This window comes from Blautia sp. AF19-1 (assembly GCF_003479155.1).
In the GTDB taxonomy this organism is placed as follows: domain Bacteria; phylum Bacillota; class Clostridia; order Lachnospirales; family Lachnospiraceae; genus Fusicatenibacter; species Fusicatenibacter saccharivorans.
In genome coordinates, this window is sequence record NZ_QUGQ01000012.1 from 1 (window position 1) to 21,746 (window position 21,746).

14 protein-coding genes are annotated in these 21,746 nt (G+C 40.5%); 13 read left to right on the plus strand and 1 reads right to left on the minus strand.

Annotation, left to right across the window (positions count from 1 at the left end):
• The 6 genes from DWX26_RS09355 to DWX26_RS09380 form a co-directional block, all read left to right on the plus strand.
• On the plus strand, positions 1–219 hold a 219-nt coding region (locus DWX26_RS09355), incomplete at its 5' end, for a transposase domain-containing protein (RefSeq protein ID WP_147398116.1).
• A gap of 278 nt (positions 220–497) precedes the next feature.
• The gene (locus DWX26_RS09360) at positions 498–1,952 is read left to right on the plus strand and encodes an Rrf2 family transcriptional regulator (RefSeq protein WP_118601325.1); all 1,455 of its coding nucleotides are present in this window, start codon (positions 498–500) and stop codon (positions 1,950–1,952) included.
• A 21-nt stretch (positions 1,953–1,973) separates the two neighbouring features.
• Positions 1,974–10,868, plus strand: a complete 8,895-nt coding sequence (locus tag DWX26_RS09365; RefSeq protein ID WP_118601326.1) for a Cna B-type domain-containing protein — start codon at positions 1,974–1,976, stop codon at positions 10,866–10,868.
• Between the two features lie 115 nt (positions 10,869–10,983).
• Positions 10,984–12,744: a SpaH/EbpB family LPXTG-anchored major pilin gene (locus DWX26_RS09370; RefSeq protein WP_118601327.1), complete on the plus strand. Its 1,761-nt coding sequence runs from the start codon at positions 10,984–10,986 to the stop codon at positions 12,742–12,744.
• A gap of 137 nt (positions 12,745–12,881) precedes the next feature.
• A complete protein-coding gene (locus DWX26_RS09375) occupies positions 12,882–13,736 on the plus strand; it encodes a class C sortase (RefSeq protein WP_118601328.1) in 855 nt (284 codons plus the stop codon).
• On the plus strand, positions 13,720–14,421 hold the full coding sequence (locus DWX26_RS09380; RefSeq protein ID WP_118601329.1) for a pilin N-terminal domain-containing protein: 702 nt from the start codon (positions 13,720–13,722) through the stop codon (positions 14,419–14,421). Before DWX26_RS09375 ends, DWX26_RS09380 begins: the two co-directional genes overlap by 17 nt.
• Before the next feature lie 163 nt (positions 14,422–14,584).
• On the opposite strand, the gene DWX26_RS09385 is transcribed toward DWX26_RS09380, so the two are convergent.
• On the minus strand, positions 14,585–15,586 hold the full coding sequence (locus DWX26_RS09385) for a relaxase/mobilization nuclease domain-containing protein (RefSeq protein WP_243030608.1): 1,002 nt from the start codon (positions 15,584–15,586) through the stop codon (positions 14,585–14,587).
• Here DWX26_RS09385 and DWX26_RS17710 point away from each other — a divergent pair.
• The 7 genes from DWX26_RS17710 to DWX26_RS09420 all read left to right on the plus strand — a co-directional run bounded on the left by DWX26_RS17710 (position 15,579) and on the right by DWX26_RS09420 (position 21,680).
• The gene (locus DWX26_RS17710) at positions 15,579–15,848 is read left to right on the plus strand and encodes an ATP-binding protein (RefSeq protein WP_242856692.1); all 270 of its coding nucleotides are present in this window, start codon (positions 15,579–15,581) and stop codon (positions 15,846–15,848) included. The genes DWX26_RS09385 and DWX26_RS17710 overlap by 8 nt on opposite strands.
• A 95-nt stretch (positions 15,849–15,943) precedes the next feature.
• Complete coding sequence (gene tnpA / locus DWX26_RS09395) at positions 15,944–16,366, plus strand: IS200/IS605 family transposase (RefSeq protein ID WP_055227164.1); 423 nt, start codon at positions 15,944–15,946, stop codon at positions 16,364–16,366.
• Entirely contained in the window at positions 16,366–17,463 is a 1,098-nt protein-coding gene (gene tnpB / locus DWX26_RS09400; RefSeq protein WP_055221357.1) for an IS200/IS605 family element RNA-guided endonuclease TnpB, read from the plus strand. Before tnpA ends, tnpB begins: the two co-directional genes overlap by 1 nt.
• A gap of 135 nt (positions 17,464–17,598) precedes the next feature.
• Positions 17,599–17,790 (plus strand): HTH domain-containing protein, encoded by a 192-nt coding sequence (locus DWX26_RS17715; protein WP_238033612.1) that lies wholly within the window; start codon positions 17,599–17,601, stop codon positions 17,788–17,790.
• Positions 17,791–17,910: 120 nt separating this feature from the next.
• The gene (locus DWX26_RS09410; RefSeq protein WP_028086473.1) at positions 17,911–18,090 is read left to right on the plus strand and encodes a hypothetical protein; all 180 of its coding nucleotides are present in this window, start codon (positions 17,911–17,913) and stop codon (positions 18,088–18,090) included.
• 432 nt (positions 18,091–18,522) lie between these two features.
• Positions 18,523–21,396, plus strand: a complete 2,874-nt coding sequence (locus tag DWX26_RS09415) for a response regulator (RefSeq protein ID WP_118601330.1) — start codon at positions 18,523–18,525, stop codon at positions 21,394–21,396.
• 80 nt (positions 21,397–21,476) lie between these two features.
• Positions 21,477–21,680, plus strand: a complete 204-nt coding sequence (locus DWX26_RS09420) for a hypothetical protein (RefSeq protein ID WP_022462380.1) — start codon at positions 21,477–21,479, stop codon at positions 21,678–21,680.
• The last annotated feature ends 66 nt before the right edge of the window (positions 21,681–21,746 follow it).

A 21,746-nucleotide genomic window follows, 5' to 3' on the forward strand; every position in this document is an offset into this window, starting at 1 on the left:
GTCGGCCGGAAGAACTGGCTGTTCAGTGCCAGTCCGAAAGGAGCTGCCTCCAGCGCTATTGTGTATACAATGGTTGAGATGGCAAAAGCGAATGATCTGAACACCTATAAATATCTGACATATCTCTTATCACAGCGGCCAGACGATAAAATGTCAGATGAACAGTTGGAACAGCTTGCCCCATGGAGCGAGACTGCGAAAACGAACTGTCAAAACTAAACTGGAGTAAAACGCTTGCATCTATCATTTTGGTGCAAGCGTAATTCATGAGTAATGTAGCAATATTTTGCGCTTACCATTAATCGCAAATGGAGCACTTTGAATAAAAAAACGTTAAAAATTTTTCATCCTTTGTGCATTATATTTTTAAGTTTAATAGCGTATAATATCACACTTGATGAGAAAGATTATCAGCGAAAAATATTGAAGATATCAAATTTTGATATTTTTTTTGATATAAACTAAGACCTCGCAGGGTTTAGATTAGAGGGATAACGATGCAACTGAAAAATTCGACAGATTACGCAATTAGAATTGTATGTTACTTAGCGGCACAGGAACGGATGGTATCTACATCAGAATTGTCACGGAAGCTAAATGTTTCTGCTAATTATGTTCCTAAAATAGCAAAAAAACTGAAAGATGCAAAAATAGTCAATGCCTGTGAAGGTATAAATGGTGGCTATATGCTGGCAAAACAACCGGAGAACATTTCTTTAATGGATATTATATCGTGTGTAGAGGAAACAATGGCAATTAATCGTTGTTTGGAAGAAGATCGTTTTTGTCCCAGAAATTTAGAAGATACCTGCAAGATACATAAAATATTGTTGAGTTTGCAGAATACATACAATAATAAATTAGAGAGCGTAAAGGTTTCAGACGTTATCCGTCCTGGAGAAGATGAATATTTTGGACGATTTTATGTTGTATTAAAACTGAACTTGAAAGAAAAAAGCTACGAGTGTGTATATTCACATATCCGTGAAGTGTATGAGAAAGTAAGGAAAACAAAAAGTTATGAAGAGTTCATAAATCAATATATAGAAAGATATGTGTATACTTCTGATAAAAAAATGGTTCATGACTTCTTATCAAGTGAAGGATTAGAAGAAAGACTAGTTGATGGATGTATGGAAAAAGATCTTCCGTATCGCAGAATTACTGGAAAAGATAAGAATGCATATGTTTGGATGGAAGCAAAAAAATATATAGATGCAAATGAGAATACTGCAATTATTACCTTACATAATGAGAAGATTGTCCAGAACACAGTTATAAGGATGGAACAGGAACTCGTAAAGAAAGAACAGGATATGGCAAAGCAGTATTGGGATATGGTATCACTTTTAACTACTGTATTGAATCATAATCAGTTAGTTGAATCAGGGTATCAAGACGATATCAGCTTCTATACGAAACAGGTATATCTTCAATTGCAGAAGAATTATCCGGAATATGGAATTACGGATGAAGAAATTGCTTCAGTAGCCCATTTGGCACCGATTCATGATATTGGAAAGATAAAAGTACCAATTGAAATTTTGAATAAAAATGGAAAGTTGACAGATGAAGAAATGAATGTAGTAAAACAACATCCATTAGTAGGTGCAGCGATGACCCAGAGATTCCCAGAGGGGATAACAACGGAAAAGCTGAACAAATATAGCTATGAAATATGCAGACACCACCATGAAAGATATGATGGATCAGGATATCCAGACGGTTTAAAAGGGAATGCGATTCCGATGTGCGCACAGGTCGTTGGGATTGTTGATGCTTACGATGCATTGATCAATGATCGTCCATACAAAAGAAAATATGAACCAGAAGAGGCGATACGGATGATTTCAAATGGTGAATGCGGAGCGTTTTCTAAAAAACTGATCCAGTGCTTGACGGCGGCAGCAAAGCAGCCAGAGTGGTTAAAAGTAACAAAAAGTCAAGCATGACAGAAGATTTGAGGCGATTTTATGAACAAGAAATTGAGTGTTTTAAGACGAATTACAGCAGTTGTTCTGTGTGTTACATTATTATCTTCGCAAGTCGTAGTTGCGAATGCTGAAGATTCAGAAAGAATGAATGTGCAGACCAATAGTGAAATTACAGATATATCGGAACAGGATGGTTTCAGCAGTGATACATCTGAAATATCTGATATCACGGAAAGTGATATTCCTGATTCTTTTGAAGGAGAATCAGAGCCAAATACAGATATTAGTTCTGAAGTAACAGAGGAATTTGGTAATTCTGAAGATCAAGGATTTACAGATGGAGAAGAAACAATTATCGAGGATGAAAACACCTCAGATACTTTGGAAGAAGCAAATCCAGATTATGAAGATGGAAAAATATGTATCTACAATTACCAGCAACTTCTGCAAATCGGTACAGGAACACAGATGTTTTCCGGAGACAAAGATGGAAATATTGGTGAAGGGGATAAGGTTCTTGCAGATGGTGCAGAACTTACCTATGCATCAGACGCTTCCTATTGTTTGATGAATGATATTCCAATAGATAATGAAAATGTCTGGAACTTCCCATCAGATTTTACAGGTAGCATCACTTCATCATCAGAGCGCACGGGCAACACAGTATATGATTCAGTGACTGATACGATTTATGTGTATAACCGATACCAGCTTGAATTGATGAAAGGGGAATCTTCAGACAGCGAACCTGTAATGAGCGAGGATTATATTGCTGAAAAAGTTGGAATGGGACAGGTTTTTACACTGGAAGATGGTTCCTATCTTACTTACAGCAAAACACATAATTATGTGCTTGCTTCTTCATTTACAACAGAAACACCGGAGCTTCTTGCAAATAAGGCTGGGACAGAGGAGACAACTCAGGATATTACTAGCGCATATCCGTCCGACTATGAAGGAAGAAATTATTTCGGTCAGGTGGTAAAAAAGATTGGTGATAAAAATTATATTCTGATTGGAAATGAAACACAGCTTCGGGCAATCGGAACAGATACGGATGTGACAGAGCCAATCTGGCGAGTGTATGAAACAAGAGAGAAAAAGCCGGGAATACTTGGGGGCGCACTGAGTGGATATACAGCCTGGAAACCAGCAGCTGATACACAGACATACAAAACAGAACTGTATTATCCGGGTGATGCGGATATTGTAAAGTTTAATGATACATATAATTGGTCTGGAAAAGAATTGTATGGAAATAAAAAAGGTGACCATAAGCTGGGAGAAACAGAATATCTGGATAATTCATCCTTGGATATAGCTGGCACAACAGCTACAAAGCGTTATGTATATGTGAGCAGTACTATTCAGGAGTCAGCCGATATGACGGTAACTGCGACAGACAGTACTGCCAGTGCTTCCGAAGCGGCATCTGTTGAAGCAGGTGCAACTGTAAAAGACAGAGATTTGATTGATATGACTCCGGTAGAAAGTGAGGAAGTAGCTGAGTCAGAAAGTGATGATATAGATGCTTTTACAAGTGATGGTGACGAAAGTGATTTTACTGATGATACAACTCCGGAAAGTATAACGGTTGACGAGAATAAAACTTACATCCTTACCTATGATACATCCAAAAGTAGCAATACCAATATTGCAGGATCTGGATATAAATACAGTAAGGATGCGAATTATATTATCTTTCGTGATATTGATCTTTCCAAAGAAGGGACTAATTCTAATGGGAAAGATGATAACTGGACTCCTATAAAGAACTTCCAGGGAAATATGGAAGGCCGCAAGGGAATGACAGAAGGTGCTAATGTCAAAATCAGTAATGTAAAGATGGTACAGGACACAGCAATTAATCAGAGTGCTTATTCAAATGGAAGTAGCTCGGACACGGAATATGGTGTTGGATTTTTCAGAAGTTTATCGACCCCATATGACAGTTCATTACAGATTTCATCAAAACAGGTTGTCGTAAAAAATCTTACCTTATCAGGAGTTTCTGTATCAACGACAACGAATTCTATTAAAAAAGATTTTAGTTTGCTTGGTGTAGTGTTGACCAGAGTTTTAAAAATCCTGGGATTATCAAGTGGGTTGGAAAAGGATCCAAAATCTTTTTCAACAGGAGCTTTTGCCGGTGTTGTAAAAGGAAACGTACAAATATCAGACTGTCATGTAGAAGGATTATCAGGAGTGTCTAATGCAAACAGCTGGACAGGTGGTTTTGTCGGGTACATTTCAGGTATTACAAAATATGAAGCCCTTTCAGGAGTGCTTAAAGGAGTAACGGACGCACTTAGTACTTTATTAAACTTGATTCCAGTATTAGGTCTTGGGGATCTGATTACAACGCTTTTGAATGGAGGCGTTCTAAGTGTTGGAAACCTGATTCCAATTGGCTATGTGAATCCGGTGTTCAGCAATTGTTCAGTATCTGGCAATGATACGATATCTGGGCAGAATTATACAGGTGGATTTGCTGGTGAAACAATAGGTGCTGTAATGACTGGATGTTCAGTTAATGGTACTGAGAGTGTTAATGGTACAGATTACTCAGGAGGATTTATTGGTCGTGCTTCCAATGCAGTTGTTGCAGGTGCACTGGATCATCTGGGAATCCAAATAGCTGATTTCCCGGTCAATACAGTAATGCTTGGATGTAGCATTAATGGCAGTGCAAATGTATCTGCGACAGGAAGCTCTGGTAAGGAAAGTGGTTATGCAGGTGGATTTATAGGAGAAATGCGTAACAGTTATGCCGTGAACTGCAGTATTTCTTCTCTTGGTACAGTGTCCGGAAAAGATTATACCGGAGGATTTGCCGGCTTAGCAACCCTTGGTGCTGTTACATCTATTGATGAAAATAAAGGTCTTCTTGATCTTGTGAAAAAACTTCTTACAGGTTTGTTGAACGGTAATATTACGGATATGGATATTTTGAACCTGGTGGGACTTCGCCCTTCTGTTATAAGCGGATGTACCATTGACGGAAGTACGATATCCTTAGATGCCAGTGGCAAATATGCCGGCGGACTTGTAGGATATGCCGGAGCTGTTCAGGTTTCTAATACTTCAGAACTTGCAGATGGTTCAAAATCAACTACAAAAGCTTTGAATCGTATGCTTGCAAAAAACAGTATTTCTTACAGTTTTAATGAGCATTCTAATAGTATTACTGCATCAGAAAGCATGTCTGTTTCAGCAACAGAGAATGCTGGAGGAATCTTAGGTTACGCTAAAATGACCAGTGTCAGTGATGTCCTTGGCGGAACAGTTACAGCAGCAGACTACATGCGTTTTGAATGTAAAGATTGTTCCGTAAACGGAGGCTCTTTGGGACTTACAGTTACTGCGTCAAATCAGGAGAATGGTCGTGCCGGAGGTGCTATCGGTTATGGAACAGGTGGAGAAGTAAGGAAAACATCCGTCACAAATCTGAATTCTGTAACGGCTGGAAAGTGTGCAGGAGGATTTGCCGGATATTTCGGAAGTGGTACTCTTGCTAATGTTGGTGGTATTAAACTTCTTGGATTACCGCTTTTGAAAATTGACAGCCTTCTTTCTGTAGGGCAGATGATTGAGACGTTTACAGTTGACAGCACTGTTTCAGGTGTTTCGTCAGGATATAGTGTGTCTACTGGCAATGAGAAAGGTTATAGTGGTGGCTTTATTGGAGAATGCATTAGTGGACGAGCAAGGGACACTAAGATCAGCAACCTGAAAACTGTTACTGCATCTGCAACATCAGGAAAAGCCGGAGGCTTTGCAGGTTTTGCTAAAGCCGGAGATGCATTAAGTGCTGGAGATTCCACTACATCAAAACTGACAGGAATTGAATTAGAGAATCTGCTTGGAGTTGTCAGTGCCCTGAGACCGGAGTTCAATAATACTTCTATTGCCTATGTTTCGAATGGTTCTGACCCTCAGGTATCCGCTGATATGGCGGGCGGCTTTGTGGGAGACGGACAGGCAGTAGATATCAACTATGGAAACAACAATTCCGGATTCAAAGCAGACACGAATAGTGAGGATGGAACAACCGAAGGTGAGGCTGGTGCGATTGCAACAACAAATATTACCGGACTCTCTTATATAAAGGGAACCAGCTATGCCGGTGGTTTTGCAGGAAGGCTGATGCCTGGTGATGTGGCACAGACAGGTTCTATTAAGTTACTGGGCCTCTTAAATGTAAATCAGCTTCTCAGTGTTATGGATGTGGCTTATCCGAGAATTTCCGACTCTTCTATTGAGGGAGACAGCTTAGTTGTAACAGCATCCGGAAAAAATGATGATGTGGCTCTTGGAGATGCCGGGGGTTATATCGGTAATGGAAAAGCAGTCATGGTTAAGAATTCTGATGTGACCAATGTAAAAGAAGTCACAGCACCATATCATGCCGGTGGCTATATCGGAATTATGCGCTCCGGAAGTGCAGCGGAGGCAGGAGATGCCACAGGAGATTTTTTGAATAGTGTCCTTGGTAAGATCCTGAGTCTGAAAGAGCTGGCAAGTGTCCTTCAGGCGGCATCCAGCAAAATTACGAATTGCAAAGTTGCTGGTACCGCAGATGGTTTGACAGTTACGGCTGACAGCGGATTTGAAAACGCAGAAGGCTATGCAGGTGGCTTCGTTGGAGAGATGCAGAGCGGTCATGTAGATAATTCAGCAAATGCTGTTGATTCCGGAAAAGGAACGGCAGTAGAAAATCTTCTGAAAGTAGAAGGCCTTCGTTATGCCGGAGGGTTCGGAGGTCTTGTAAAAGCTGGAGCAGTTGCAGAGATTGGAGCTAAATCATCAATTCTTACAAAACTGGTTGATCTGACAGGATTACTATCCCTGGTCAATGCTTTTGTTCCGGTGATCAGTAATGCCAGTGTTAATTCTGTAGAAAAAGGGTTTACTGTTACCGTTACAGGTACTCTTGAAAAAGACAGCACCAACGATGCGGATGCCGGAAGTGCCGGAGGCTTTATCGGATGCGGAACTGGTGTACAGATCAGCAATTCCGATGTAAATAAATTGCAGCATACAGGTGTCAGTGAGCCAAAGAATCTGCAGCAGGAAGATGGTAGCAGTTATTACGGAAGCGACAGTGCATATGCGGTAAATGGTTATCGTTATGCCGGCGGCTATATTGGGAAAGCTGCTATGGGAAGTACGGCGGCTATCGGAGGTGCAAGCGTTCTGGATAAGGTACTTTCTGCCTCAAATCTGTTATCAGCGTTGACCGTAGTTGCATCTATCATAGACAGCTCAGATGTTTACGGAGCAACAGGCGGATTTAATGTTCTTGCAACAGATGGAGATGGTGATACCGGAAAAGCCGGTGGATATGCAGGAGAACTTCTTGGAGTTCAGATTCAGAATAGTAATTCTTATAATTTTGCACATATCATAGGGCGTGAAAGTGCCGGTGGATATGTTGGAACCATGGAGCCGGGGAGTGCGGCAGATGTGGTAGATGGATTAAGTGCTCTTGGAGGACTGATCAAGGCAGATAATCTTTTTGGCGTTTTACAGGCATTTGTTCCTGTGATCAAAAACAGTGAAACAACCTGTGTACCTTGTGGAGGTGCTGTGAGGGCTCAGGCTGAAAGTGATGACAGCATTTACCGTGGACTTGCAGGAGGATATGCAGGTTACAACTATGGCGGTCAGATCTGGGGAAACAATACGGATAACTGGAAAGGCTCTACATATGCAGGAACCGTAAGAGAATGTGCGGCCTATCGTATCCGTTCCGTATATGGAACGGAATATGCCGGAGGTTATACAGGACTGATGCGGTGTGCGAATGTTGCAGATACAGGAAGTCTGAAGGTTTTATTTGGTCTTATCAAACTAGATAATCCGCTGACGCTTCTTCAGGCGGTGTATCCGACAGAAAAGAATACAGCTGTTTATGGACCGCTTCGTGGACTGGATACGGATACCTGGAACAAATGGGTTGGTGCTGTCGGTTCTTATGGAAGTTACGGTAATAAATTACAGGCACTTGGTGAAGTCAATGATCAAGAACAGTTAAATGAGATCATTTCTCAGTATGCATATGGATACGCAGTCACAGCAGGAAGGAGCATTCTGGCAAGTAAAGCAACACAGGGCGGTTCTGCCGGAGGCTATGTAGGCCGTATGGAAGGCGGTACCGTGACAAATGGAACTGCAACAGATCTTCAGTCAGTGGAAGCCTTCAGAAGCAGCGGTGGATTTGCGGGTGAGATGCTTACCGGTTCTGTGGCAAACACAGGTGACGTTTCACTGGCAGGTCTTAAGATTATCGGTGCAGACGGTCTGGCGGCATTAAAAACCTTTGTGCCGGTTGTAAAACAGTCCCATGTGGACGGATATCGTTCCGGAGCAAGGATCAAAGCAACCGGTATTGCAGACAAAGACCTGGCAGGATTTGCCGGAGGCTATGTGGGAAGAATGATCGGCGGTCAGATCTGGGGAGATGAAAATACCTCTTGCAGTATCACAAATTTAAGGCGTGTAGATGGAACTTCCTATGTAGGCGGTTTTGCTGGAAAAGTAGATCCAGGTAGTGTGGCAGCTATTGATACAGCTACAAAGCAGGGACTTTTGAATAAGCTTCTGGATGTTCTTATGGTAAATGCTCCGGCAGAACTGATTAAGGTTCTGAATGCTACTGTTTCTACCATCCGCTGTGCATCTGTGTCAGCCTGGGATGACTGGGGCGTGATCGTAAACGGAACCTATCAAAATGGAAGCAATACCGGGTACGCAAAAGCAGCAGGAGGATTTGCAGGAAGTCTCTGCGGAGCGGTCCTCGGCGAGAAGGATACGCCGGGAAGCGGAATCCGTGCAGACAAGATTCGTTCCGTAGTAGCCGGTGAATATGCCGGTGGATGCTTCGGTATTGCGGATGTTTCCGGTGCCGCAAACATTAGTGCAGGTAATGAGACCTCGGTATTACAGTATCTTTTAAAACTTGGAAAAACCGATGTGTTGGATGCGTTCCGAAGTTATGTATATTACGGAAATGTCACAGGAAGTCCAGATGCAGGGCTTGGCGTCAGTGCTAACACAGCGACAAAATCAGGCCAGAATAATGAAGTAACATATAGCGGAACGGCTGGAGGATTTGGCGGTTCCCTGTTAAATGGCTCTGTCAAAAACAGCAGCGTAATGGGATTAAATTATGTAACTGGACTAAACAGCGTCGGCGGTTTTGTAGGATACTCCGGAAAAAGCGGAGTTGTAAAAATGGAGAAGCTGGATGTGCTGGGAGATAATGCAGGACAGCTCCTGGGCGGTGCCCTCGGCGTTCTGGATATTTTCGGTTCCCACATTGATGACAGCAGTGTGACAGGCATACCTGGAGGTTATACTGTTCAGAGTAAAGGCGGAGATGAGCAGATTGCGGGAGGATTTATCGGCTACGCAAATCTTGCCAGAATGTCAGGCTGTAATGCAGGAGATGCTCAAAATCAGGAAAACAGCCTGAAACTGGTAGAATCCGGTGGAACAGCTGGTGGCTTCGCAGGAAGAACAAGCTTTGCCTATCTAGCGGATGTAAAACTGGATTCCACAGTGGTGGATGCGTTGCTCGTAGTTCTGAATCAGCTTGTACAGGCGTTATATCTGGATAAGATCCAGGATTCCAACCTTTTGCATATCAATCTTGGAATTGTGAAGGTTGATGCACTGTATGAGGGAAATCTTCTCCATGTGAATCTGCTGGGACTGGATATTTCTGTCGGGCTGTCTAAAAAGTCGACAGAAAATAATCAACAGACAGATCTTGCAATCATCAAGATCGGAGATTCATCCATCAAGCTTCCTTGTGATAAAGATGGAATCATAACAAAAGATAATGATGTAAAGTCTAATATCAGTATCAATCTGATCAAGGCAAACAGGACAAAGATCACGGACAGCAGTGTGTATGGAATTAGTACAGGATATGATGTCTATGCAGGCGGAGCAGGAAATGATGCGGATGGTTCTGCAAATGATGGACGAAGCGGAGGTTTTGTTGGATACAACGATGAAGGACTGCTGAAGAATAACAATATGTATTACTGCGATGTGGTCCGTGGAACATCTAAGCTGGTGGGACCATTCAGCGGAAAAAGTGATCTGGACTCTGCATATGACTTTAATACAAAAGCAGGTGTAGAAGGCGAGAATAACAATTATCGTATCTACCGAAAACCGGCGATTAGTTTTGATGAGATCAAAAAGAATTCTAAACTTCTGACAGATACGTTCAGTCAGGAAAATGGATGGAGTATCTTCTCGATAAAACATGTCGTGCAGGTAGATGAGTATAACACCTTGCAGAATGCAGTTATGGCAACAAAAGATTCTTCTGAAACAGCAGATCTGAATGCATATATATCAGATGCAAAAGCTGTTCTGATGTCAGATGCCAAAACGACAGTCAATACAGGTGACAGCACATCACCGGAACCGTCTGATACGCAGGATCCATGTGATGAGAATGTAAACCTGACGATAAACAAAGTCTGGAAAGATTTCCGAAATATGGACAATCTCAGACCAGACTCTATTACGGTCACAATTTCCAGAAGCTGGACGGATGCGGAAGGAACAAAACAAACAGAAGTTGTGCCGGGATATGAAAACTATGAAATAAAAGGTGATATTTCAAAATCTACATGGCAGAAAGTGATTGAAACTCTTCCAGCCTACATAAAAGATGATGCTGACAAAACGCATTATTATGAATATTCTGTTACGGAAACGGAAATAAACGGATATACAACTACAATAAAAAGCTCTGATGATGGATTTACCTTCACGATTATCAACCGACATTTTGCACTTCTTCCGGACACTGGCGGAAAAGGCATCATGATGTTCATCGTAGCAGGTGGTTTGTTGTTAGCGTTCCTGCTTTATACCGGACGCAGAAGGAAACGGAAACAGACGATGTAGGAAAGGGGGAGTAGAGTCATGAGAGAGATATGGCTGCGTGGGGAACTTCCACCGTAAAAGCTGAAGGAATCCCAAGCGAACCAATAAAAAATCAAAAGAAAGTGAGAAGAGGAACATGAAGAAATTAGTATCAAGATTTATGGCAGTTCTGATGGCAATGACCATGATACTGTCCATGAGCATGACTGCATTTGCAGCAGATGCTCCAAAAGGAACCCTGACAGTCAACAATACAGTGGAAGGAAAGACTCTGGATCTGTATCAGATTTTTACAGCAACAAAAAGTGGCGAGAATGTAGCATATACACTGAACAGTGCATATGAAGGATTTTTTAAGAATAATACTAGAATTCCAGGATCTGAAAGTTTAACAGGCGAAGCTTTAAGTGAAGCGGCATATAACTATGTTAAAGAACAGGTCGGAGCAAATGGAGAGGCTGCTACAGCGAAAACATTTGCTAAAGATGTGCTTGGATGGATTTTAGATTCAAAGAACCATATTACAGCAACAAAAACAGTTAATACGACAGCAACTTCTACAGTAGTTTCTGATTTAGCATATGGATACTATTTAGTTTATCCAAAAGGAGCAACAGATACCTCCACAGCACCAGGAAATCAGACTTATACATCTGCAGCATCTTTAGTTAGCATTACAGCTGATACAGCTACAATTAACATGAAGAGCAATTACCCGACAGTAGACAAGAAAATCATTCCGGCACAGAGTGGAAGCGGAATTACAGTTGGTGCTATTGTAGATGCTTCATGGGATGGCAGCCATCAGATGGAATTGGACGATGAGAATAATCCTGAAGATACCATCGCACCACACAGCGAATCAGATGAAAAGAAAGCTGGAGATTTTGGAATTGGCGATACTGTCACTTATCAGCTGACTTCTAAAGTGCCGGACATGACAGGATATAATTCTTATACTTTTAAATTTAGCGATACTTTGTCCAAAGGACTGGACTTAAAAGAAGTACTATCTGTAAAAGTTGGAAATACAACACTTACTGCTAAGAAATCAGGAACTAATACATACGCACTTGCATATGACCAGGCTAAACGTACTTTAACAGTTACCTTAAATGATTTCTATAATTCCTATAAGAATCATACAGGCGAGACAATCACAGTTGTTTACACTGCAACCTTAAACAAAGATGCTGTAATCGGTATGAATCCAAATACCAACAAGGCGGTCGTTGAATACAGTAATGACCCGACAACAGGTGGAACAGGTACATCTGAGCCAAGCATCGTAGATGTACATACTTTTGATTTTACAATTTATAAATATTATTTAAAAGACCAGAATAATAAAGAAGATAAGACTGCACTTGCAAAGGCAGAATTTGAGCTTTACAAGGGAAACACAGAAGGTACTGCAGCAGATGAACAGGCGAAGGTTAATATTGTAGACGAAGGAGAAGGTGTATACCGTCAGGCAACAGCCGATGAAGCTAAAGCAACAGGCTTTACTTCTGCAAAAATTGTATCCGATGCTGACGGAAAAGTACTTGTAAAAGGTCTTGATGCTGGAACTTATTACTTAAGAGAGACAAAAGCACCAGAAGGATACAATAAGCTTCTCAGCGATATCAAGGTTGAGATTAAAGCAAACTATGATCCAAAAACCGGAAAACTGACAAGCTATTCAGTTGATTACACATACAATGGAACTACAACAACAGGTAAAGAAATTAAAGATACAAAAACTTCTCCAGAAGTAGCTGTAGAAAACAAAACAGGTGCACAGCTTCCATCTACTGGTAGCAAGGGTGCCCTCATGGTAACACTGGCTGGTATCGTTCTTTTCGGTGTATTAACAGCAAGCAAAGCTTTTGGCAAAAAGAAAGCAAAAAACTAAGACATTCTGAAGTTTAAGAATGGATAAAAAGACAGTTCATCTTCCCGGTATTGTACCGGGAGGATGTCTGCTTTTTCTGAAATGTCCAGTGTGGACTGGATATTTCAGAAGAAACAGACGAAAAGGTGAAAGGTATTATGAAGAAAGTAGTAAAAATACTAAGAGGAATCGGATATCTGATGGCATTTTCTTTAATCCTGTATCCGGTAGTGAGTAATTACATTAATCAGATGAACAGCACAACCATTGCTACAGATTATGAACAGGAAGTTTCGCATTTGTCGGAAGAACAGGAAAATGCAATGATCAAGCAGGCACAGGACTACAACGAAAGCCTGATCGGAATTGGTTCCATAGCAGATCCATTTTCAGAAAGCAATGAAAACCAGACAGAAGATGATGAGTATAACAAACTTTTGAAAATTGATGATACTGGAATGATGGGATATATTGATATCCCAAAGCTTGATGTTGTTCTTCCGGTTTATCATGGAACATCCGAAAAAGTACTGCAGTCAGGTGTAGGACATCTGAAAAACACCTCGCTTCCGGTAGGCGGTGAGAGCTGTCATGCGGTATTATCCGGACACCGTGGACTTGCAAATGCCAAGATATTCACCGACCTGAACAAGATGGAGGTTGGAGATGTATTTTATATTAAAGTTCTTCATCATACCTTTGCCTATCAGGTGGATCAGATTCTGACAGTATTGCCATCAGATACAGATGCTTTACAAATTGAAAAAGGCAAGGATTATGTAACGCTGGTCACATGCACTCCTTATGCAGTTAATACACACAGACTGCTTGTACGTGGCACCAGAATTCCGTATGAAGAGGCACAGAAGATAGATGAGGAAGTTGGTCTTCATCATACAATTCCATTCAATTTGATTCTATTGATTGGGGGAATTGTTGCTTTGATCATCATATGGGTGAGCATTAAATCTCATAAACGCAGGAAGGAGAAAAAACATGAGCAGAATAATTAAACATAAGCGAATATATATGTGTATGGCCAGTGTGATGTGTATGCTTTTACTCCTCATTCCGTTACCTGTGTCTGCGAATGATCAGGGAAGTATATTATTAAAAGCAACTGTTGAAGATGAGACCACGGTATATAAGCTAAGTAATATTGAATTTACGATGTATCAGGTTGGAACATATAAAAATAATTCATGGGCATTAGTGAGTGAGTTTGCAAAGTCTGGAGTCATATTTGATTTTGAGGATTCTTCTGCTCAGGCAGAAGCTGCAAAAAAACTGGGAAAATATGTACAGGATAACGGCATCCAAGGAATATCAGGGAAGACCAATTCCGATGGAGAAGTTATGTACAGAGATCTGGAAAAAGGTGTGTATCTTTTTGTGCAGACACAAAAAACACAAATTGGAAATCAAGTATATCAAAGCGAACCTTTTATCATAACAGTTCCAGGTAATTATGATGGTCAGATAATTTGGAATGTAACGGCAGAGCCTAAATTTAAAAATGAATCGATACCACCAATTACCACGAATACGCCACCAGTTTCAGAAGAACCATCAGGTGATAATAGCAGTCATACTCCAAATGTAAAAACGGGAGACGATACGAATGTAATTATGTGGCTTTCCTTAATGGGAATATCCTTAATCATATTTAGTATATGCAAAAGAAAATCCCATAAATAATATGAGAAGATCGGGAAATCCCGGTCTTTTCGTTTCGTTATATAACTGTCATAATCCAAAAACAAATACCTCCGGAGGTGCACCGTATGGCGTCACCTGGGAGAAAATGGGTTTTAAACCATGGGAAGATTTGAAAGAAAATGAGTGAGTTGCCAGTGCAATCTTATTTATCTCTTGTGACAGAAATAGGTTCCCGTTTTGCTGGAAGTAAGTCTGAACTGATCTCAGGAGAATTAAGCAGTGCTGTGAAATTCTGTCTGATGATATCCAGTGTCTTCTGCTTTTTCTGTAATTCCTGCTTTTCACGGACAGTAGCAGCCTGTTCAGATTCAAGATTTTCTATCCGCTTCTGGATTTTATTAGAGCTTGGGATTTTGGTAACACCGAGATCCTGAAGCTCTTTTTTTAGTGAATCGTGGAGTTGGTATTCTGCTTGATGTTTGGTCCGGTATGCGTTTGGATTTTTAGCAGATTTGCAATCTTCAATCACTTTACGGCAGGGCCGGTAAGAATCACAATGTTTTTGAATGACTTTCTGCGTGTTCAGTTCATTGTTGATTTGTGTTATTCTCTGTTCAGCCGCTTTAACAGAAGCATCAACATCAGAAACATGCTGTTGAAAATCTTCATAATTCAGCAGATTATTTTCAGAAAGATAGTCGAAGGTGCGGGTTGCCTCTTTTAGATTATTTAGTTTTGCCCAACGTTCAAATCCTTCTCGATTGCCGGTTGTAACATAAGTGGAAATATTGATATACAGGCGAGCACCTCTGGACAGATGCTTTGGAGTTTTCACTTTGCTACGATTTTTTGCCAGACGGATGCGGATATTTTCTTCGCTATAATAACTTCCGAGAGATTTCATGTAAGTGAAGTCCTTCTGCTCCGGTGCACGGAAGGACAGGTGTTTTCCTTGGCGGACTTCATATCCGGCTAACTGCATTTTTTGTAGAAATTCCTCATAGTTGATGGAAGTCCAGATTGCCTTATCAACTGCAACACGTAGCTTGACTTTCCAACTGGTGCCATGATGATATTCCATGTTCTCTTTATAGCTTTTTCCTTTTTCTCCGGTTGGCATACTGGTGGCAAGTCCATTTTCTTGGCAGATGCGATTACTGATCCGGCAGATTTTATGGTAGCTCCGCTTATTGGAAATGATCATTAACGCCCATTGTCACTGTAACCTGTTGGATGAATCTTATATTCAGGTCGCAGTTTATGATGAAAGACTGGAGGTGACTTCTCCGGGTGGATTATATAACGGATTAACTTATGAGGAAGTCATGAATGGTCATTCGAAGATCCGGAATAAAGGCATTACCAATATATTCAGTCAGATGGGACTTGTAGAAGCATGGGGAAGCGGAATAAAAAGAATCCTTAATGCTGCAGAAGAGTATGGACTTTCGAAGCCGAGATTTTAGGAATTCGATAAGACGCGTCCATCGAATTTACGCAAGTAATTGAGATGGACAAAATAGTGGTTGTATTAAATGAAAAAATATAGTATAATACAAACATGAATACAACATATAAATTAAACAACAATGTCGTCTATTCGTGCAAATACCATGTAGTATGGTGTCCTAAATATAGACGAAAAGTATTAACCAATGGTGTAGATACCAGGTTGAAGGAACTGCTCACAGAGTATGCTGCAAATCTTTCTGTAGAGATTCTGGAAATGGAAATCATGCCGGATCATGTTCATATGCTGCTGGAAGTAGACCCTCAGTTTGGTATTCACAAAGCCGTAAAATCTTTCAAAGGCTATACTTCCAGAATTTTAAGACAGGAATTTCCATATCTTAAAACTAAGATGCCGACGCTTTGGACAAATAGCTATTTTGTATCTACCGTTGGCGGTGCCCCGCTGGAAGCAGTAAAACAGTATATCGAAAACCAGAAAACATCGCAGAGACAAAAGGATAAGATGGGCTAATGCAAAAAGGGATCAAATTCAGGATCTACCCGAACAGAGAACAGAAAAACTTCATCCACCAGACGCTGGGATGCTGCAGGTTCATCTATAACCGGGGACTTGCCATGCGTAAGGAAGGCTATGAAAAAGGGAAAAAAATCGGCTATGGCCAGACTTCTGCCATGCTGACGGAACTGAAAAAGCAGGAAGAGTTTGCTTTTCTGAAAGAAGTCGATTCCATCGCATTACAGCAGTCATTGCGGGATCTTGACCGGGGATTTGTAAACTTTTTTCAAAAAAGGGCGTCCCATCCAACTTTCAAAAGCAAACATAACCATTTTCAGTCGTACAGAACGGTAAATCAAAAAGACAACATTCGTATCGTGGGAAGATATATCAAACTTCCGAAGCTTGGATATGTGAAAGTGCGTCAGTCAATGGAAGTGGGAAACATTCGTCACGTAACCATTGAGCATACGCCATCCGGAAAATATTTTGCGGTTCTGAACGTTGAATTTGAACCGGAACCGCGACCTAATCAGGGTGGAACGATTGGGATTGATGTTGGAATCAAAACGTTCTATTCTGACAGCAACGGAAATACAGTAGCGAATCCCAAATATCTGGAACGCTCGATGCGAAAACTTGTAAGGGAACAGCGCAGACTTTCCCGAAGAGAGAAAGGATCCCATAACCGGGATAAGCAGCGAATTCGAGTTGCCAAAGTACATGAAAAAGTAACGAATCAAAGAAATGATTTCCTGCAGAAACAGTCAACGATGCTGGTGTGTGAAAACCAAACCATCTGCATCGAAGACCTGCATGTAAAGGGAATGATCCGGAACCATAAACTGGCAAAGTCGATAGCCAGTGTTTCGTGGGCAAAGTTTTTCGAAATGCTGGAATATAAAGCTGTGTGGTATGGAAATGAAATCCGCAAAGTACCAACGATGTATCCGAGCAGCCAGACCTGCAGTGCCTGTGGCTATCGGAATCCGCTGGTGAAAAATCTGCGCATTCGTATCTGGGAGTGCCCCGGCTGTCATGCAGTTCATGACCGGGATACGAATGCAGGCATCAATATCTTGAAAAAAGGACTGCAGCTGCAGTCGGCATAAAGATAAGAAAACTGTACCGCAGGGCATGCGGGAACAGTATAAATATAGCCTGTGGACACCGTGTAAGACATTGCAGTACCGTAAGGTATTTGCCAATGCAATGGTGGAAGAAACAGGAATCCCCCTGCTTTAGCTGTGGGGAGTGTCAAAAAGTTACTTTCAGAAGATCATCAATTATCAGCAGTTAAGTTAGCTGAAAAAATTGGGGTTGCCAGTCGAAATATTGAGAACAATATTAAGAAGTTAAAAGAGTATGGTATTCTTATAAGACATGGATCTCCAAAGAATGGTTACTGGGAGATTGTAGATAAAGATCTACAGGAGTGAGAAGTAAATTAGTCCAAGATAGCTCAAGATTAGTCCAAGAGAATATATATATAACAAAAATAGATTGACATTTTGTAGTAATCAGTAGTAAACTGTACTTGTGGAAAGGAAGTGATATGTTTGGCTAGAAAAACACCAAAAGATGGCAAAGAAGAAAACATACGAGTACGGGTGACTCCAGAACAAAAACAGAGACTTGTTGAGTATGCAGAAAGACACTATCAGAGCATGAGTGGTGTTGTATGTCAGGCATTGGATCTCCTGTACGCAAGAGAAGAACAACAAAATAATAAAGAGTAAAATGGAGTTATTTTGGAGTTTATTTCTTCATAAGCGGTGCGAAAAACACAAAATCAGAACGCATGTTCGAAACACAAACTTCTAATAACAGCCTTTGCGTGTCATGAAACGCAGTCCGCAAAGGAGTTCGAGTAACGGACTAAAATGCCGAAAGCCTGTATTTATGCGGGTTTTCGGCATTTGTTTTATCGAATGACTCTAGTTTGGCTCTATTTGTGGGGAGAGTAATAGCAAGATTAAGGAGTAAAAGAATGTAATTACTCTGTTAGTAAATTGACACAAGTTGGCTGTAGAGTATAATTATAGTAAAAGTACAGCAGAAGCTGTCGCAAAGATATTTATAAAAATGTTGTGGAGGTATTGAACATTAATGAATGTAAAATTAAAATCTGCAAGCAAGCAAGCGACTGTAGCCTGGAGGGTGGGAGAAAGATGAAGAAGTGCAAATTAGTACAGAATATAAGAAATTTCAAATTTTGTTATTTTATATTTTGCATAATGATATGTTTGGTTGTTTTTCCTGTTTCCACATCTGCCCAAGAAAATTCTGATCATGTTATTCGGGTAGGATCTTTTGAGGAAACTTATAATGTAGTCAATGAAAAGGGAGAAAGAAGCGGCTATGGTTATGAGTATCTTCAAGATATTGCAGGTTATGCAGGATGGACATATAAATACATAACAAGTGATTGGAAAAACTGCTTTACACAGTTGGAAAATGGAGAAATTGATATTCTTGGTGGCATTTCCTATACAGACGAACGTGCTGAAAATATGCTTTTTTCCGATATGCCTATGGGGGAAGAGAAATACTACATCTATACGGATGCATCCAATATGGATCTTACAGCAGGAAATTTGGATTCTTTTGAGGGAAAAAATATTGGTGTGTCTAAAGATAATATAGTGGAGGATGTGCTTAATGAATGGGAATCAAAATATGGTCTGCATACGAAGCATATCAATGTTTCTACAACCACAGAAATTATGGACAAACTGTCGAAACATGAAATTGACTGCTTCGTTTCGGTAGAAGAATCCCGTTGGGAAGAATCGGATATTTCACCGCTTACAAGTATTGGAGAGACAGAAATCTATTTCGCTATAAATCCAGAACGTCCGGATATCAAAGAAGCACTGGATAGTGCTATGCGCAGAATCAAGGATGACAACCCATTTTACACAGATGATCTCTACAGGCGTTATCTTTCTGCACAGAGCAGCTCGTTTCTTTCAAAAGAAGAAAGTGAGTGGATCGGGCAGCATGGTGCAATCCGGATAGGGTATCTGAATCAGGATGGAGGTATCAGCAGTGTAGATCCATCAACAGGTAAACTGACAGGTGTTATTACAGATTATGTGGATCTTGCAGAAAATTGTCTGCAAGGTCAGACTCTGGAATTTGAATTAAATGGATATGAGACAAGAAGTGAACTGCTTCAGGCATTGCAGGATGGAAAAATAGACCTGATTTTTCATGCAAACCAGAATCCATACTTTGCAGAAACAAATGGATTTGCTTTGTCGGATACGCTATTGACTCTCGATATGGCAGCAATTACGGCAAAGGATTCTTTTGATGAAAATAAAGAGAATATAGCTGCCGTTGAAAAAGATGATTTTGCATTGAAAGCATATCTTTCATACAATTATCCGCAATGGAAGGTTGTGGAATATGAAACATCAGATGCAGCAGTAAAAGCAATGCAGAAAGGGGAGACGGATTGTATTGTAAGCAATTCAGGTACTGTTTCAGACTATTTGAAAAATAATAAGCTTCATAGTGTTTTCCTGACAAAAGAAGCTGATGTTCCATTTGCTGTTCAGCAGGGAGAACCGGTTCTTTTGTCCATTCTGAATAAAACACTGACATCTATGCCTACAACTCAATTTTCAGGTGCAGTAGTTTCGTATAATGCTTCTTCACGAAAAGTTACAGCGAAGGATTTTATTCAGGACAATTTACTGGCTGTCTCACTCATAGTTGGAATCTCTATTTTTGTTGTCCTGTGTATAATTCTTGATTCTTTGAAAAAATCAAAACGTGCGGAAGAAAAATCCAAGAAGTCTGCTGAGCAGGCATTGAAGCTGAATCAGGAGCTTGAAGAAAAACAGCAGGAATTACAAAATGCACTTGTAGAAGCACAGAGTGCCAATAAGGCTAAGACTTCCTTTTTAAATAACATGTCTCATGACATCAGGACACCGATCAATGGCATTATGGGCATGCTTACAATTCTTGAAAAAAGCGGAAATGATGGTGAGCGGACAAAAGATTGCCTGAATAAAATAAATGAGTCTTCGAAACTGCTATTATCATTGGTAAATGATGTTTTGGATATGGCAAAGTTAGAATCGAATACCGTGGTTTTTAGTGATGAATCCATCAATCTGGATCAGGTATGTAAAGAAATTACGGAGTCGCTATACTTTCAGGCAGAAGAAAAAGGACTTCATGTTATAGGAGAACATGATGATTACAGTGGTATATATGTTTGGAGCAATGCAGTTCATCTGAAAAAAATATTGATGAATCTGTTTACAAACAGTATGAAGTACAATAAGGTGAATGGTTTTATTTACATGAGTATGAGAACGATTGAAAGATCAGAAGATCACATGACATGTGAATTTAAAATAAAAGATAATGGAATTGGAATGTCAGAAGAATTTATAAAAAATGAATTGTTTACTCCATTTGTACAGGCAGATAATTCCCCGCGTTCTGATTATAATGGGACAGGTCTGGGAATGCCTATTGTGAAACAACTTGTAGAAAAGATGGGCGGAACCATAACAGTTGAAAGCAAGCTTGGTGAAGGAAGTTGTTTTACTGTAATACTTCCATTTAAAATTGATACGAATGCACGGCCAGAAGAAAAAGAAGATTTTGATGCAGATATATCAGATATCCGGGTATTGCTGGTTGAAGATAATGAGCTGAATGTGGAAATAGCAGAATTTATGCTGACGGAAAATGGAGCTAAAGTAGAAACAGTGAACAATGGGTTAGAAGCTGTTCAGCATTTTGAAGCTTCCGAACCGGGAACATACGATGTTATTTTAATGGATGTTATGATGCCGGTGATGGATGGTCTTACAGCTGCAAGAACAATAAGAGCTCTGGATCGGCAGGATGCAAAAACAATTCCTATCATTGCTATGACTGCAAATGCATTCAGGGAAGATGCCGAAAGGTGTATGGAAGCAGGAATGAACGCACATCTTGCAAAGCCGTTGGATGATGAAAAAATTAAGCAGACCATAAGCGAAGAGTTGAGAAAGCAAAATGCCTGTCATGAATGATTATGAGGCAACCGCAGCAATCAGGAGCCTTCCAGTTGCATGGGATAAGCAGACAGGAAACATAGAGAGAGGATTTTGTTATGACAGAACAGAAACTGTATCAGTTTTGTGATACAATGGCTGCATCTGAATACCGCTCGCTGATCCGTCCATTTCTGGATATCTCTACACTTTCAGCAAGATTGAAGGCGGAAGAATGCATTTCCACAGAATACCGTATGTGTGATGGCAGTTGGCACAGGATGCTTTTTACTGTAAAAAAAGGGATGAGTCTGGAAATGTAACCCATGTTTGCAAAATACGTGAAGAGTTGAGACGTTTTTGTATTAAATTAAAATTAGATAAAAGGC

Excerpts from the sequence above, each read along its gene's own strand:
- DWX26_RS09375 (WP_118601328.1), top strand. The coding sequence starts at position 12,882 with ATGAAGAAAGTAGTAAAAATACTAAGAGGAATCGGATATCTGATGGCA.
- DWX26_RS09370 (WP_118601327.1), top strand. The coding sequence starts at position 10,984 with ATGAAGAAATTAGTATCAAGATTTATGGCAGTTCTGATGGCAATGACC.
- DWX26_RS09380 (WP_118601329.1), top strand. The coding sequence starts at position 13,720 with ATGAGCAGAATAATTAAACATAAGCGAATATATATGTGTATGGCCAGT.
- DWX26_RS09360 (WP_118601325.1), top strand. The coding sequence starts at position 498 with ATGCAACTGAAAAATTCGACAGATTACGCAATTAGAATTGTATGTTAC.
- DWX26_RS09420 (WP_022462380.1), top strand. The coding sequence starts at position 21,477 with ATGACAGAACAGAAACTGTATCAGTTTTGTGATACAATGGCTGCATCT.
- DWX26_RS17710 (WP_242856692.1), top strand. The coding sequence starts at position 15,579 with ATGATCATTAACGCCCATTGTCACTGTAACCTGTTGGATGAATCTTAT.
- tnpB (WP_055221357.1), top strand. The coding sequence starts at position 16,366 with ATGCAAAAAGGGATCAAATTCAGGATCTACCCGAACAGAGAACAGAAA.
- tnpA (WP_055227164.1), top strand. The coding sequence starts at position 15,944 with ATGAATACAACATATAAATTAAACAACAATGTCGTCTATTCGTGCAAA.
- DWX26_RS09385 (WP_243030608.1), bottom strand. The coding sequence starts at position 15,586 with ATGATCATTTCCAATAAGCGGAGCTACCATAAAATCTGCCGGATCAGT.
- DWX26_RS09365 (WP_118601326.1), top strand. The coding sequence starts at position 1,974 with ATGAACAAGAAATTGAGTGTTTTAAGACGAATTACAGCAGTTGTTCTG.
- DWX26_RS09415 (WP_118601330.1), top strand. The coding sequence starts at position 18,523 with ATGAAGAAGTGCAAATTAGTACAGAATATAAGAAATTTCAAATTTTGT.